Annotated in this window: 8 protein-coding genes; 7 read left to right on the top strand and 1 reads right to left on the bottom strand. The window is 54.1% G+C overall.

Going from position 1 to position 14,725, the window contains the following annotated elements:
* The first annotated feature begins 289 nt into the window (after positions 1-289).
* The 5 genes from BMW31_RS03080 to BMW31_RS03060 are packed head-to-tail and all read left to right on the top strand — an operon-like array spanning position 290 to position 9,548.
* Positions 290-2,830 carry a YfhO family protein gene (locus tag BMW31_RS03080; RefSeq protein WP_091820918.1) on the top strand — a complete coding sequence of 847 codons (2,541 nt, stop codon included), beginning with the start codon at positions 290-292 and terminating at the stop codon, positions 2,828-2,830.
* Entirely contained in the window at positions 2,827-5,664 is a 2,838-nt protein-coding gene (locus BMW31_RS03075; protein ID WP_255404799.1) for a bifunctional fucokinase/fucose-1-phosphate guanylyltransferase, read from the top strand. The genes BMW31_RS03080 and BMW31_RS03075 overlap by 4 nt, the downstream gene beginning before the upstream one ends.
* A gap of 9 nt (positions 5,665-5,673) precedes the next feature.
* Positions 5,674-6,132 (top strand): NUDIX domain-containing protein, encoded by a 459-nt coding sequence (locus BMW31_RS03070; RefSeq protein ID WP_091820914.1) that lies wholly within the window; start codon positions 5,674-5,676, stop codon positions 6,130-6,132.
* Positions 6,133-6,154: 22 nt separating this feature from the next.
* On the top strand, positions 6,155-7,012 hold the full coding sequence (locus BMW31_RS03065) for a GSCFA domain-containing protein (RefSeq protein ID WP_091820912.1): 858 nt from the start codon (positions 6,155-6,157) through the stop codon (positions 7,010-7,012).
* A 58-nt stretch (positions 7,013-7,070) separates the two neighbouring features.
* Complete coding sequence (locus BMW31_RS03060) at positions 7,071-9,548, top strand: bifunctional UDP-N-acetylmuramoyl-tripeptide:D-alanyl-D-alanine ligase/alanine racemase (protein ID WP_091820910.1); 2,478 nt, start codon at positions 7,071-7,073, stop codon at positions 9,546-9,548.
* 540 nt (positions 9,549-10,088) lie between these two features.
* Here BMW31_RS03060 and BMW31_RS03055 read toward each other — a convergent pair.
* Positions 10,089-10,826 (bottom strand): nitroreductase family protein, encoded by a 738-nt coding sequence (locus tag BMW31_RS03055; protein WP_091820908.1) that lies wholly within the window; start codon positions 10,824-10,826, stop codon positions 10,089-10,091.
* 321 nt (positions 10,827-11,147) lie between these two features.
* Here BMW31_RS03055 and BMW31_RS03050 point away from each other — a divergent pair, with 321 nt between their 5' ends.
* Both BMW31_RS03050 and BMW31_RS03045 read left to right on the top strand, forming a co-directional pair.
* Positions 11,148-13,268 carry an AAA family ATPase gene (locus BMW31_RS03050; RefSeq protein ID WP_091820906.1) on the top strand — a complete coding sequence of 707 codons (2,121 nt, stop codon included), beginning with the start codon at positions 11,148-11,150 and terminating at the stop codon, positions 13,266-13,268.
* Positions 13,268-14,581, top strand: a complete 1,314-nt coding sequence (locus tag BMW31_RS03045) for a 5-methylcytosine restriction system specificity protein McrC (protein ID WP_091820904.1) — start codon at positions 13,268-13,270, stop codon at positions 14,579-14,581. The genes BMW31_RS03050 and BMW31_RS03045 overlap by 1 nt, the downstream gene beginning before the upstream one ends.
* The last annotated feature ends 144 nt before the right edge of the window (positions 14,582-14,725 follow it).

Below are 14,725 nucleotides of genomic sequence, written 5' to 3'. Positions count from 1 at the left end.
CGCAGGGTGCAAAAACGCGGCAGCGGAGGTGCAAAAGGATGCTTTCGGGAACTTTCGACAGGTGTCGAACGATTGTGTGACAAGTGTCACATTCATGTTTGACACCTGTCGGAAGTTCCCGACCGATAGCTTCAGCATCCGCGTCTGCACCCTCCGGTCAGCTGCCTTTATGCCGGCAGTAACGCTGAAATAGCAACCGGCAAGCCGTGCAGGCTGTATTTCGTATCTCCATTTCTTTATTTTTTCGTTTTTATTGTCTATCTTTGCAGCATCATAACAACCTATACAGATGGACAGATTGAAGAAATATTGGCTGGATATCGCCGCTGTCGCGATGTTTGCAGTTATCTCTTTTGCTTATTTCATGCCAGCCGACATCGACGGGCGGATACTCTACCAGCACGATGCCTCGGCCGGCCGGGGCGCCGGACAGGAGCAGATGGAGTACCTGCAGCGTACCGGCAAGCGCACGCGGTGGACCAATTCGACCTTCAGCGGCATGCCTACATACCAGACGGCGCCCTCGTACACCAGTACCGACGGCCTGCAGAAGGTGATGAATGCCTATCACCTCTGGCTGCCCGACAATGTGTGGTACGTGTTTGCCTACCTGCTGGGCTTCTACATCCTGTTGCGTGCATTCGACTTCCGCAAGGAACTCGCCATCCTTGGTTCAGTCATCTGGGCCTTCTCCAGCTACTTCTTCATCATCATAGCTGCCGGCCACATCTGGAAAGTAATGGCCCTTGCATACCTTCCACCCATGATAGCAGGCGTGGTGATGGCCTACAGGGGCAAGTATCTGTGGGGCCTCATACTCACTGCGGTGTTTGCTGCCTTCGAGGTGAAGGCCAACCACGTGCAGATGACTTACTACTATCTGTTCATCATTCTCTTCATGGTCATAGCCTACTTGGCGCAGGCCGTCAGGGAAAAACAGCTCCGCCGCTTCTTTAAGGCCACGCTGGTTTGCGTGGCGGGTGCAGCCATCGGCGTTTGCATCAACATGAGTAACCTTTATCATACGTGGCAGTACGGGCAGGAAAGCATGCGCGGCAAGAGCGAACTGGTGAAGAAGAACGCCGCTAACCAGACAAATAGCGGACTGGACAGAGACTACATCACGCAGTGGAGTTATGGCATTGACGAGACGCTCACCTTGCTTGTACCCAACGCAAAGGGCGGCGCCTCGGTGCCGTTGAGCCACAACCAGACGGCCATGAAGAAGGCCGACGGCGAGCTGCAGCAGATGTTGCCGGGCCTGTACGACGGCATTCCGCAGTACTGGGGCACCCAACCGGGAACGAGCGGGCCGGTGTACGTGGGCGCTTTTGTCATGCTGCTGTTCGTCTTGAGCTTGTTTATTGTGAAGGGACCCATGAAGTGGTGCCTGCTGGCAGTTACGGTGCTGTCGGTTCTGTTGTCGTGGGGCAAGAACTTCATGCCCTTTACCGACTTCTTCATTGATTACATTCCGCTGTACTCCAAGTTCCGTACGGTGTCGTCCATCCTCGTCATTGCCGAGTTCACCATCCCGTTGCTGGCCATGATGGGGCTCAAGCGGATAGTCGACGAGCCTGATGTGCTGACTTTGAAAGCGAAGTGGCTCTACACCAGCTTGGCCCTTACGGCCGGTCTCTGCCTGCTCATGGGGTTGATGCCGGGCGCCTTCTTCGACTTCACCAACCCCCAGGAAGTGAGCATGTTCTCGCAGATACAGGGCATGACGCCCGACGTGCTCAACCGCATTACGGGCAACATAGCCGCCATGCGCGAAGCTATGTTCACCTCGGATTGCTGGCGCAGCTTCTGGATTATCGTCATCGGTACGCTCTTCCTGCTGCTTTACAAGGCGCGCAAGCTCAATGCCGTCATGATGACGGCAGGCATCACGGTGCTCTGCCTGTTCGACATGTGGCAGGTGAACAAGCGCTACCTGAACGATGACATGTTCGTGGAGAAGAGCCTCCGCGACCAACCGCAGCCCATGACGGCCACCGACCAGCAGATTCTGCGTGACAAGAGCCTCGACTACCGGGTGCTGAACCTGGCCTCGAACACCTTCAACGAGAACGAGACATCCTACTATCACAAGAGCATAGGGGGCTACCACGCAGCCAAGCTGCGCCGCTATCAGGAAATGATAGATGCCTACATAGGCCCCGAGATGCGCAAGATGATGCCCGCCATAGCCCAGGCCAACGGCGACATGACGCAGGTGCCGGGCGACAGCCTCTATCCGGTGCTCAACATGCTCAATACCAAGTACGTTATTCTACCGTTGCAACAAGGCCGCACGGTGCCCATTCAGAACCCTTATGCGTATGGCAACGCGTGGTTCGTGGATAAGATTACATACGTTGACAATGCCAACGAGGAGATAGAGAGCGTAGGAAAGATGAGCCTGCGGCACGAGGCCGTGGCCGACAGGAAGTTTGAACCGGAACTCGGGAGCATGCCCAAGCGCGAGGCGCCCGACATGAATGCCACCGTTGTACTGAAGCAGTACGAGCCCAATGAGCTCACTTACGAGGTCAACAGCACCGTAGGAGGAGTGGTGGTGTTCTCTGAAATCTACTATCCGGGATGGACCGCAACCGTCGACGGGCAACCAGCAGGCGTGGGACGAGTAAACTACATCCTCCGCGCCCTGCGCGTTAAGCCGGGCAAACACGAGGTAGTGCTCAGCTTCTTCCCCAAGAGCGTGGGCCGTACAGAGACCGTTGCCTACGTTGCCTACGCCGTGTTGGCGCTCATCATCGTGCTCGGTCTGCTCATGGAATGGTGCCGGCGCAAGCGCGGAACCGATACGGAAGCAAGGCAATCATGAAGAAGCTGCTGTCGCTGCCGCCCAATCTCGTGAGCTGTTTCCATGAGATTACGGGCTATGACGAGGCCGAATGGTTTTGCACCAACGACCCCGTGGGGCACAAGCTCGGCTCCGGCGGAGGCTCTGCCTGGCTGCTGCAATCGTGCTATGAGCAGGATGGAGGCGGGCTGTCGTTCGACGAATGGCTGCCTGCCGACCGCCGTTTGCTGCTGCATGCGGGCGGTCAGAGCCGCCGGTTGCCTGCTTACGCGCCGTCGGGCAAGGTGCTGACGCCCATTCCCGTGTTCCGTTGGGAGCGCGGGCAGCGGCTTTCGCAAGACTTGCTTTCGCTCCAGTTGCCCCTCTATGACCGCATCATGGCGGCTGCACCACGCAGTCTGCACACGATGATAGTGAGCGGCGACGTGTATATCCGTGCCACCGAGCCGCTGCAACCCATACCTGAGGCCGACGTGGTTTGCTACGGTCTCTGGCTTGACCCCGAGACGGCAAAGAACCACGGCGTGTTTGTATCGGCCTGCGAGTCGCCCTCCGTGCTGGAATGTATGTTGCAGAAGCCTTCCGTACAGGCGCTGGGAGAACTGCGGAAGTCACACTTCTACCTGACCGATATCGGCGTCTGGCTGCTTTCGGACAAGGCAGTGAAAGTGCTGATGAGGCACTCCGTGAGGGGCGGACAGGTGCAGAATTACGACCTCTACGGCCAGTTTGGCTGCTGTCTGGGCACCCATCCCACGCTGGATGATGCCGAGATACGCGAGCTCAAGGTAGCTGTGCTGCCCCTGCCGGGTGGAGAATTCTACCATTTCGGCACCTCGCACGAGCTCATTTCGTCAACTCTGGCCATCCAGAACCTGGTCAACGACCAGCGCGAAATCATGCACCATTCGCTCAAACCGCATCCTGCCATGTTCGTGCAGAATGCCGACGTGCGCATGAAAATAACGGAGGCAAACCGCAACCTGTGGATAGAGAACAGCTGTGTTGGCAGGTCGTGGACCGTAGCTCACGACGTTATCATTACCGGAGTGCCTGCAAACGACTGGACACTGACGGTGAACGCCGGGCAGTGTGTGGACCTAGTGCCGATAGGGGAGCATGCTTTTGCGGTGCGACCTTACGGCTACAACGATGCTTTTCGCGGCCCGTTGCTGGGCGATACCCTGTATCTGGGCCGCCCGTTTGCGGACTGGGCGGCCGAAAGAGGCATCGACTGCGAGGGCATAGAGGGAAAAGAAGACCTGCAATCGGCCCGCATTTTTCCCGTTGTGGCTAATGTGGAAGAGGCCGAAAGCGTGCTGCGCTTCATGCTCAACGAACCTGACAACGAAGCCGGTCGCGAACTCTGGCTGAACAGCAGCAGGCTGAGTGCCGACGAGATAAGTGCCCGGGCCAACCTGCGAAGGCTCACTGAACAGCGCTGCCGCTTCCGGGCAGCCAATTGGCCGGCACTGGCCAGGAACCACGAACACAGCGTTTTTTACCAAGTGGACTTATCGGACGCGGCTCGGGAGTTTGCTTCCATGAATATTCCTGCACCCGACCCGTTGCCTGAAACACTGCCACTGATGACGCGTATCCACGATGCCATGTTCCGTTCGGAGCTGCAACGGCTGCGTGGAGAGGCATCAGCAGAGAGCGAGCAACAGGCATTCAACTTGCTGGCTCACGGCCTCACGGCTCCCGTTCTGTCCGATAAGCAAAGCCCGAAGATGAACATCTACCGCGATCAAATAGTGTGGGGACGCAGTCCGGTGCGCATAGATATAGCCGGAGGATGGACAGATACGCCCCCTTACTGCCTGATGGAAGGCGGCAATGTCATTAATCTGGCCATCGAACTCAATGGTCAACAGCCCATTCAAACGTACGTGAAGCCTTGCCCGAAGCCGCACATCATCCTGCGAAGTATAGACCTCGGTGCCGCCGAAACGGTGACTACGTTCGAACAACTGGCTGACTTTAACCACGTGGGCAGCCCGTTCTCCATCCCCAAGGCAGCCTTGGCGCTGGCCGGTTTCGTACCTGCTTACTCGCAGGAGAGCTTCAGGAGCTTGGACGAACAGCTGCAGTCGTTCGGCTGCGGCATTGAGCTGACGCTTCTCTCGGCCATTCCCGCCGGCTCCGGATTGGGCACCAGCAGCATCTTGGCGGCAAATGTATTGGGCGCGCTGAATGACTTCTGCGGCCTGAACTGGGACAAGAATGAGATTGGCCGGCGCACGTTAGTGCTGGAACAGCTGCTCACCACGGGCGGCGGATGGCAGGACCAGTTTGGCGGAATCTTATCAGGCGTGAAGCTGCTGCAGACCTCACGCGGTTTCAATCAGGTTCCCGAGGTGCGCTGGCTGCCCGATACGCTGTTCGCCGATGCCGAATACAGCGGCTGCCATCTGCTCTATTATACCGGCATAACGCGAACGGCAAAGAACATACTGGCGGAAATCGTGCGCCGCATGTTCCTCAATCAGCACGATGAAATCAACCTGCTGCGCGAGATGAAGGAGCACTCCATCGCCATGTACGAGGCCATTCAGCGTGGCAACTTCAGTGAAATGGGAGCCTTGGTGCGCAAGACCTGGCAGCAGAACCAGCTGCTTGACAGCGGCACAAACCCGCCGCCGGTGCAGCATCTCACCTCACTCATCGACGACCTCTGCCTGGGTTACAAGCTCCCCGGGGCAGGAGGAGGCGGCTATCTGTACATGATAGCCAAGGATCCCGAGGCCGCCTCACGCATCATCAAGACGCTTTCGGATCACCGGCTGAACGACAACGCCCGCTTTGTACGCATGTCGCTGAGCCACACGGGCATGCAAGTGAGCCGCAGTTAACATATAAATATGTACACCTATAAATATCCTCATCCGGCCGTAACGGCCGATATGGTCGTGTTGGCCCATGATGGCAACGACGCTAAAATACTGCTCATAGAGCGCAAGAACGAGCCTTACAAGGGCTGCTGGGCGTTTCCGGGCGGCTTCATGAATATTGACGAGACGGCCGATGATGCCGCCCGCCGCGAGTTACAGGAAGAAACAGGCCTGCAGGTGGACAAGATTTATCAGGTTGGAGCTTTCTCGCAGGTTGACCGTGACCCACGAGAGCGGGTTGTCACGGTAGCCTTCTACACCGTGCTGCCTGCCATCAGAGCCGCTTCGGGCAGCGATGATGCTGCACGTGCACAATGGTTCTCGCTGCATGAACTGCCTCCTCTGGCCTTCGACCATGCAGAGATACTGCAGGCGGCACTGGCCCGCATGGCAGCCGACCGTTCCTTTAACGTTGAAAAATACAAGTAACCAGCAGCGCTACTCACCAGCTATGGAATTTAGGACACAAGTAAACATCGAGCCTTCGGCATGGAAGATAGCGCCCTGCGAGGACATGCTATTCGTGGGAAGTTGCTTTGCCGACAACATGGGTCGGCGCTTCCGCGAGGAGAAGTTCCGCGCTGTGGTAAACCCGTTCGGCGTGATGTACAACCCCGCCAGCGTGCTGCACACCGTGCGCCGCTTTGCAGCAACGGTGGGGGAGAGTGTTCCCGCCCCGCAGGTAGCTGTCCTCACGCTGGGCACCAACCATGTTTACATCCTGAAAGAGACGGGCGAAATCGTTGACAACTGCATGAAGCGGCCGCAGCGGCTCTTTACGGAAAAAGCGTTGGATGTTGACGAATGCACACGTTATCTGGCCGAGACAGTAGACCTGTTGCGGCAGCTGAACCCAAAGGTGAAGGTCATTTTCACCGTGAGTCCCATCCGTTACCGCAAGTACGGGTATCATGGCAGCCAGCTGTCAAAGGCCACGTTGCTGCTGGCTGTTGACCGATTGCTGAAGCTGTTGCCGCAACCGGCAACGGCGGATGAGGCCGGCGCGGCTTTTGCTGCCACCTATTTTCCGGCTTACGAACTGCTGAACGACGAGCTGCGCGACTACCGTTTCTACGATGCAGACATGCTTCATCCCTCCCGGCAGGCCGTAGACTACATCTGGGAACGCTTTGCAGCCACCTACTTCGGGACAGATACCAACGCATTCCTGGCCGAATGGAAGCCCATTCGCGATGCTCTTGCCCACAAACCCTTCAGTCCCGAGTCGGCCGAATATAAGGCCTTTATGGATAAAACAATGTTAAAAGTATCCTTGCTTTCAAAAAAATATCCGAAATTTGCACTCTGATTTGCGGGCTGCAGCCACCTACAGCCGGCATGTCATGACGTAAAGTAACGATTAAACGATGACATATACTATTGAAAAAGTAACCACACTGATAGGTGCGCGCCGCTATGGAGAGGCCGACGCCAACGTCGGTTTCATCCTCACCGACAGTCGTTCGCTCTGCTTCCCGGAAGAAACATTGTTCTTCGCCCTGAGGTCCGAACGCAACGACGGCCACAATTACATTCGCGAACTTTATCGTCGCGGCGTCCGCAACTTCGTGGTTGCCGCCGTGCCTCATGGCTATGCACAGGATTACCCGGGTGCAAACTTCCTCAAGGTGATGGACACTTTGAAGGCTCTGCAGCGCCTGGCAGAGCGTCATCGCGATGAGTTCAACATCCCCATCGTGGGCATCACCGGCTCCAATGGCAAGACTATGGTCAAGGAGTGGCTCTATCAGCTGCTCTCGCCGCAGCTCTTCGTAACCCGCAGTCCGCGCAGTTACAACTCCCAGATAGGCGTTCCGCTCTCCGTGTGGCTCCTGAACGAGCAGACGCAAGTAGGCGTTTTCGAGGCCGGCATCAGCCAACCGGGCGAGATGTTGGCGCTGCACGACATCATCCAGCCTACCATCGCCGTGCTCACCAACCTCGGCGCAGCCCATCAGGAGAACTTTCCGACGATGGCAGACAAGTGCAGAGAGAAGCTCGTACTGTTCCATGACGCCCGGACAATAGTCTACAACGCCGACGACGAGGTTGTTGCAAAGGTGGTGAACGAGTGCGATTACAACGGCGAAAAGCTGTACTGGAGCCTTGAGGACAAGCAAGCGCCCATGTACGTCAGGTCGATAGAGAAGAAGGAAACGGCCACCACCGTTACCTATATATATAAAGGTGGCGAGGAGAACTGGTACAGCATCCCCTTTATCGACGACGCCAGCATCACCAACTCCATCGTCTGTGCTGCCGTGGCCTTGCACTTGGGTGTGCGGGCCGACGCCCTCGACGAGCGCATGCAGCAGCTGGAACCCGTGGCCATGCGCCTGGAAGTAAAGCAGGGGCGCCACGGCTGCACGCTCATCAACGACTCCTACAATTCCGACATCAATTCTCTTGACATAGCGCTCGACTTCATGAACCGCCGCCCCGACCACAAAGGCCGGCGCCGCACGCTCATACTGAGCGACATTTTCCAGAGCGGCGAGGAGCCTGCAAGGCTCTACCGCGAAGTCTCCGACCTGGCTCTGAAGCGCGGCGTGCAGAAGTTTATCGGCATAGGTCCGCGGCTCACGGCTGCCGCCGGCGAGATACGGGTGGGCGAAAAATTCTTTTTCACAACCGTAGAGCAGTTCATCCGCAGCGAAGTTTTCCGCTCCCTGCGCGATGAGGTCATCCTCCTGAAGGGCGCCAGGCAGTTCGGCTTCGACCAGCTTACGGAGCTTCTGGTGCAGAAAGTGCACGAAACGGTGCTCGAAGTGAACCTGAACGCCGTGGTAAAGAACTTGAACTGGTACCGCTCGTTCATGAAACCGGAAACCAAGCTGGTGTGCATGATAAAGGCCGATGCCTACGGTGCGGGCAGCGTGGAGATAGCCAAGACGCTGCAGGACCACCGCGTAGACTACCTTGCAGTGGCCGTTGCAGACGAGGGAGTGACGCTTCGGCGCAACGGAATTACGGCCAACATCATGATTATGAACCCCGAGATGACGGCTTTCAAGACCATGTTCGACTACGACCTGGAGCCCGAAGTGTACAGTTTCCGCCTGCTCGAAGCCCTCATCAAGGCAGCAGAAAAGGAGGGAGTAACCGACTTTCCCGTCCACATCAAGCTCGATACGGGCATGCACCGCCTCGGTTTCAGCCCCGAGGACGACATGGAGAAGCTCATCGACAGGCTGAAACACCAGAATGCCATCATCCCCCGTTCGGTATTCTCCCACTTCGTAGGCTCCGACAGCGACAGCTTCGACGACTTCAGCGCCCGCCAGTTCGAGCGCTTCGACAAGGGCAGCCGCCAGCTTCAGGCAGCCTTCGACCACAAGATATTGCGCCACATCGACAACTCCGCAGGCATCGAACACTTCCCCGAAAGGCAGCTCGACATGTGCCGACTGGGCCTTGGACTCTACGGCATCAACCCCCGCGACAACCGGATACTTGCCAACGTGTCTACTCTCAAGACCACTATCCTGCAGCTGCGCCGCGTTCCGGCGGGCGAAACCGTGGGCTACAGCCGCAAGGGAACCATCGAGCGCGACAGCGTGATAGCAGCTATCCCGATAGGATATGCCGACGGATTGAACCGTCATCTTGGCAACCGGCGCTGTTACTGCTTGGTAAACGGCCGCCAGGCGCAGTATGTGGGCAACATCTGCATGGACGTTTGCATGATAGATGTAACCGACATACCCTGCAAGGAGGGCGATACGGTCGAGATATTCGGCGATGCGTTGCCCGTTACAGTGCTGAGCGACGTGCTTGGCACCATACCTTACGAGGTGCTCACCGGTATCAGCAACCGCGTGAAGCGCGTCTACTTTCAGGATTAAAGACCACGGCTCGGGGTGCGTTCAGCCCGCTTTCTGGCGGTTGGGATGATGCTTCGGACAGCTTTGATCGAGTGTCCGGAGTTCTCCGAAGTGTTTTTGCGGGCAACGTACCCTGCATTCTTTCAGCTGAATTTGCCAAAAAGTGCATCAAACCTCATGGGTTTGATGCACTTTGTTTTAGTGGCATACGGCTTTTGCTCCCTATGTCTGTCGATACCGGTGGGTGTTGTTTCCGGGGCTCTCGGGGCTCTCTCGTGTTCAGATTCACGGGTACTGACGCTGCCAATGTTGCCCGGCAGCGTAGCTGTTGCAACACTCTCACTGTCAGACACTTAACGTGTGGCTTTCTTGGAGATGCCTTTCAAACCTCTTGAACGATACCTTCAAGCCCCTTGAACATATCCTTCAAGAGGCTTGAAAGGCACCTTCAGGCGGAGCAGGTCGGTTTTCCGGATGAACGGGAGACCAAAACGGAGCCTCTTGCACCTGTTCGTCCAATCCGTTTTATCGCCCCCTAAAGCACCTCTGACATCATCTTTTTTACAGAAAGCCCTGCCTCCGGAGCGCCTCCATCATGCCCTCCGACATGGCTTCGTTGTCCTTGCGCGTGTAGCGTATGTCGGTAAACACCTGCGCGAGCGTCTCCTTCCGGTTTATTTCCACAAAGTGGCGGTTCTCCGGCAGGGCCTCCTTGGGGCCGTAGAACTCGTCGATGAGGGCGGGCGTATAGTCGCGGTAGGTTTCGTGATGGATGACGGCAGCCAGCGGCAAGCGGTCGGAGAGGGGCGGCTCTTCGGCGGGCCAGCCCAGCGTGATGGTGGCTACGGGCATGACGAGGCGGGGCAGCTGCAGGATGTTGATGAGCATCTGGGGCATGTACACCGTGGTGCCGAGGTAGCAATAGCCCAGCCCTTGCTCCTCTGCCAGGTTGCAGAAGGTTTGGCAATACAGCAGAGCGTCGGTGGCGGCGTTGATGAAACTCAGGAAGTTGTCATATCCCGGCTCGGCTTGGCGGGTCTTGGCCCAGAGCGTGGTGCGGCGGAAGTCGGCGCAAAAGGTGAGTACCACGGGCGCTGCGGTTACCATGGGCTGGTTGAAGTGGGCAGGAGCGAGCCTCTTCTTCATCTCCTCGCTGCGTGTAATGACTACGCTGTAGAGCTGCAGGTTGCCCATGGTCTGCGTACGCTCGGCCTCTTCCAGCAAGCGCTCCAGCAGCTGGTCGCTCACAGCCTTGTCTGCATATTGGCGGATGCTCCGCCGGTTCAAAAGATTCTTCATAGGCTTGTTTGTTTCTGCAAAGATAGTGAATTTAATTCATAATCACCTTTCGCTTCCGTTTCTACCTGCATTTTCCCGCCCAAATCCGTCCGTTTCTGTATATTAGTTGTCGTGTTTTACCCCGTTTCTCAATTATTATTTCTATCTTTGCAGACAAGAGTCAAACCAGGCTCGCTGTGCGTTTGGCAGATAGTTCTTACTGACCTGATAGAACAATGAAGAAAAACAAGGAAGGCGCAACTGTGCCGTGGCCAACCCTTATACTATGAAACAAAGGACGGGAAAGCTCCGGCTGGCAATGAGGCTGATAAAAACAAAATAATGAAATTTACCTGGATACCCTTTTATCGTGAATTTGCAAGCAAACTCCTGCAATTCAAAAGTGACCGCAGTGAGCTGCTCGAACTTATCTACAGTCACCGTGACGAGCTCCAAGCCGGCTACTTGCATGACAAAGGAGGTGAGAATGATTTGTGTACGGACATAGATCCGTTTACCACGTTCGGGATATTTAACCGAAACATTACGTTTGCCAACAGGGTTAAAATCATCACAATCTTCAGGCAACTGCTGAATATCAAGGCCGATGTTCCGAGTGACTTTGAAGGCGTTCCACTTTTGAATGGGCTGAAATCGCACTTCTTTGGGTTCAGAGATCGCAGAGAACACGATGACATTCAGAGCCTTTGGAACCTGTTTGAGAAGGTGGTAAAGGGCGAGGACTTTGCCACCGAGTACAACAAAGTCATAAGGCAATACATCATTAACATTAACATCACGATGGGTTTGTTTTGGGTTCGACCTAACGATTTTATAGCGCTCGACAGCACCAATCGCATCTATCTCAAGCAGCAGTACGGCTTACTGCTACCCAAGAAAGTACCCGATTACTCGGCATACATGAATATTTTGAATGATATAAAAAACAAAATGGCAGCTAACAAGATAAAGGAGAAAACCTTTAGTGATATCTCGGCCAACGCCTATGTAGGCGCCCCGGCTACGAAAAAGGCAGAACAAACGTGGTACGACGATGAAATAGGAACCTGGAAAAGGCGAAAGAACATTGTACTTTATGGTGCTCCGGGAAGTGGGAAGACCTACGAAGTGCCCGAATTCGTGGTCAGACTCTGCGCTCCAGGCTTCGATGCAGATGCCGCAAGCCGCGAGGAACTCATCCGCAAGTATCACGAACTCAAGAAAGAGAAGCGGGTAATGTTTACAACCTTCCACCAGTCGATGGATTACGAGGACTGGGTAGAAGGCTTGCGGCCTGAAACGGATGACGAGAATCAAGTAACCTACAATGTTAAAGATGGTATTTTCAAGCTGTTATGTAAAGAAGCCGAGAAACCCATCGTTACAAGCAAGCAAACGGGAATTGCCCCTGATGCGGTGGTATGGAAAGTATCGCTTGCCGGAACGGGCGACAATCCGGTTCGTACAGACTGCATGAAGAACGGCTATATCCGCATAGGATGGGACGGTTACGGCCCCGTTATCTCCGGGGAAACAGACTGGAGCATACACAACGGAGAAGGTAAGCAGATATTGGATGCCTACATCAACAAGATGAAAACGGGCGATATCGTGATGTCCTGCTATTCGAGCCAGACTATAGATGCCATTGGCGTTGTTACAGGTGACTATGAGTATAACGACAGTCTGCCCAATTACAAACGCGTAAGGAAAGTAAACTGGCTGCTGAAAGGCATCAATGAAAACATTGTAGAGATGAACGACGGCAAGACAATGACGCTGGGCACGGTCTACAAGCTGAACTCCATCACGCTGGATAATGTCCGTTCCATTCTTGACAAGTATAAAGCTTCGGCTCCGATGGAAGAAAATAATCGTCCCTATGTGTTGGTTATAGATGAGCTGAACCGTGGTAATGTCTCCAAAATATTAGGCGAACTCATTACTTTACTTGAGCCTGACAAGCGTAAAGGGAGGCAAAATGCAGAGAGCGTGGTGCTACCTTATTCGAAGAAAGCATTCCAGATACCTGATAACGTGTACCTCATAGCAACCATGAATACGGCCGACCGCTCGCTGGGTTCTCTGGATTACGCCGTCAGAAGGCGGTTCGCTTTCATCCCCGTTTTACCTCACGGACTGGAGGAAAATGGTTTTGACAAAGAACTCTTCAAGCAGGTGAGTAAACTGTTCATTAAGAACTTCGATGAATACGAAGCAAGTGGATGGAATCAATCTTTCAAGTTGCAGCCGTCAGAGGCTCTCTCTGTAGAGTTCAGACCTGAAGATGTGTGGATTGGGCACAGCTATTTCCTGATGAAAGACGAACAAGGCGAGGACTGCACCGGCAGTCGTTTGCGTTACGAAATCATTCCATTGCTGGAAGAATACGTCCGCGACGGCGTGCTCACAGTGGAAGCCCAGACTGTTATAGATGAATTGTACAAGCAGTTAATGGAGTAATGAATGTCATCAAACTGAAAGAGCAGATGCCCGAAAATACGTTACTCGGTCAGCCGGAAAGGGACAGTGTGCTTCCCTACATGGCTGACGGAGAGGAAATAACGTGTCAGGTAAGAAGAGGAAGCAATGACAGCGAACTCTGCCTAAAGATAGTTCGGAAAGGAAACGACATTGCGGCCACCGGATCGTACTTCGTAGGCACTGATTGGATTAGAGAGAAAGAACTGGCCGTGCTGTTAAGTCCGAAGATGAACGACGACTTTGAAGTGGACTGTGTCCGCATGCTGAATGAGGCACTCTCGGATCCCGCAAACTTCTCACATCTCGAAGGTCTGCTCACTATCCGCTTTGACAAACCGCCCATACGCATAAACCAGAAGCAGGATTTCTTGAGTATTTTCTTGATCACGGAGTATCTGCACCTGTTGCAGTGCATTGTAAGAAAGGGACTAAAGAAAAGTTTCTATGTCGTGGAAGACAATCTGAAAGGCAAGCTCAAGGGGCGTATTCTCATTGGTAAGAATATACACGAAAACCTGACAAAGGGACTCGTGAGCAACAACGTGTGCCGTTTTCAGGTCTATGACATTGACTCTGAGGAGAACAGAATCCTCAAGAAGGCCTTGCGGTTTTGTGAGAAACAGCTGGAAATGTACCCTGATACGCTCAACATTTCGTCTTTGAAAGCTAACGTGCGCTATGTAAAGCCCAGCTTTGCGCAAGTGAGCGATGAGGTAAGTGTAAAGACAATTAAGGCTTTCAAGGGTAATCCGATGTTCAAGGAATACAACTTGGCGGTTGAGTTTGCAAGGTTATTGCTACACCGTTACAGCTATGATATTACCCTTGCAGGACGGGAAGAGATAGATACTCCACCATTTTGGATAGACATGAGCAAGCTTTTCGAACTGTATGTGTTCTGTCGTTTACGAGCGATATTTACCGTAAAGAATGAAGTAAAGTATCATTTCAAAGCCCACCGGCAGGAACTTGACTTTCTGCTTAAGCCCACACAATGGCCAGACCCCTATGTGATAGATGTTAAATACAAGCCAAGGTACAAGGGTAGTGGCGGCATATCGATGGACGATGCAAGGGAAGTGAGCGGTTACGCAAGGCTTAACAAAGTATATGAAGAACTGGGATTGGGGGAAAACGAAGCACTGCCGATAAAGTGCCTAATCATTTATCCGAACCAAGAACAAGAAGAACAATTCACCATTACAAAGGAACAGGAACCAGTATTTGATAAAATCCCGGGCTATGTAAGGTTCTATAAAATAGGTATTAGGCTTCCCGTAATAAATGGATAACAAGCAATTGCCTGCTTTGTGGGAACGTTTCTATTCACTTTTTTGTGCCTGCAGACCGACTTCTGCAGTCTGTCGACACAATATTGCAGCACTCTCTCATATTACAACCGCATTAAAAGACATGTATGTGTACTTGTACACAGC

The organism is Prevotella sp. kh1p2 (genome assembly GCF_900111525.1).
GTDB lineage: Bacteria > Bacteroidota > Bacteroidia > Bacteroidales > Bacteroidaceae > Prevotella.
The sequence above is the reverse complement of the archived record's forward strand: the minus strand, read 5'-3'. Positions and strand labels throughout refer to the sequence as shown.

What these genes read in the sequence shown, in the direction of transcription:
- BMW31_RS03080 (WP_091820918.1), top strand. Translation starts at nt 290, where the DNA reads ATGGACAGATTGAAGAAATATTGGCTGGATATCGCCGCTGTCGCGATG.
- BMW31_RS03065 (WP_091820912.1), top strand. Translation starts at nt 6,155, where the DNA reads ATGGAATTTAGGACACAAGTAAACATCGAGCCTTCGGCATGGAAGATA.
- BMW31_RS03060 (WP_091820910.1), top strand. Translation starts at nt 7,071, where the DNA reads ATGACATATACTATTGAAAAAGTAACCACACTGATAGGTGCGCGCCGC.
- BMW31_RS03055 (WP_091820908.1), bottom strand. Translation starts at nt 10,826, where the DNA reads ATGAAGAATCTTTTGAACCGGCGGAGCATCCGCCAATATGCAGACAAG.
- BMW31_RS03070 (WP_091820914.1), top strand. Translation starts at nt 5,674, where the DNA reads ATGTACACCTATAAATATCCTCATCCGGCCGTAACGGCCGATATGGTC.
- BMW31_RS03045 (WP_091820904.1), top strand. Translation starts at nt 13,268, where the DNA reads ATGAATGTCATCAAACTGAAAGAGCAGATGCCCGAAAATACGTTACTC.
- BMW31_RS03050 (WP_091820906.1), top strand. Translation starts at nt 11,148, where the DNA reads ATGAAATTTACCTGGATACCCTTTTATCGTGAATTTGCAAGCAAACTC.
- BMW31_RS03075 (WP_255404799.1), top strand. Translation starts at nt 2,827, where the DNA reads ATGAAGAAGCTGCTGTCGCTGCCGCCCAATCTCGTGAGCTGTTTCCAT.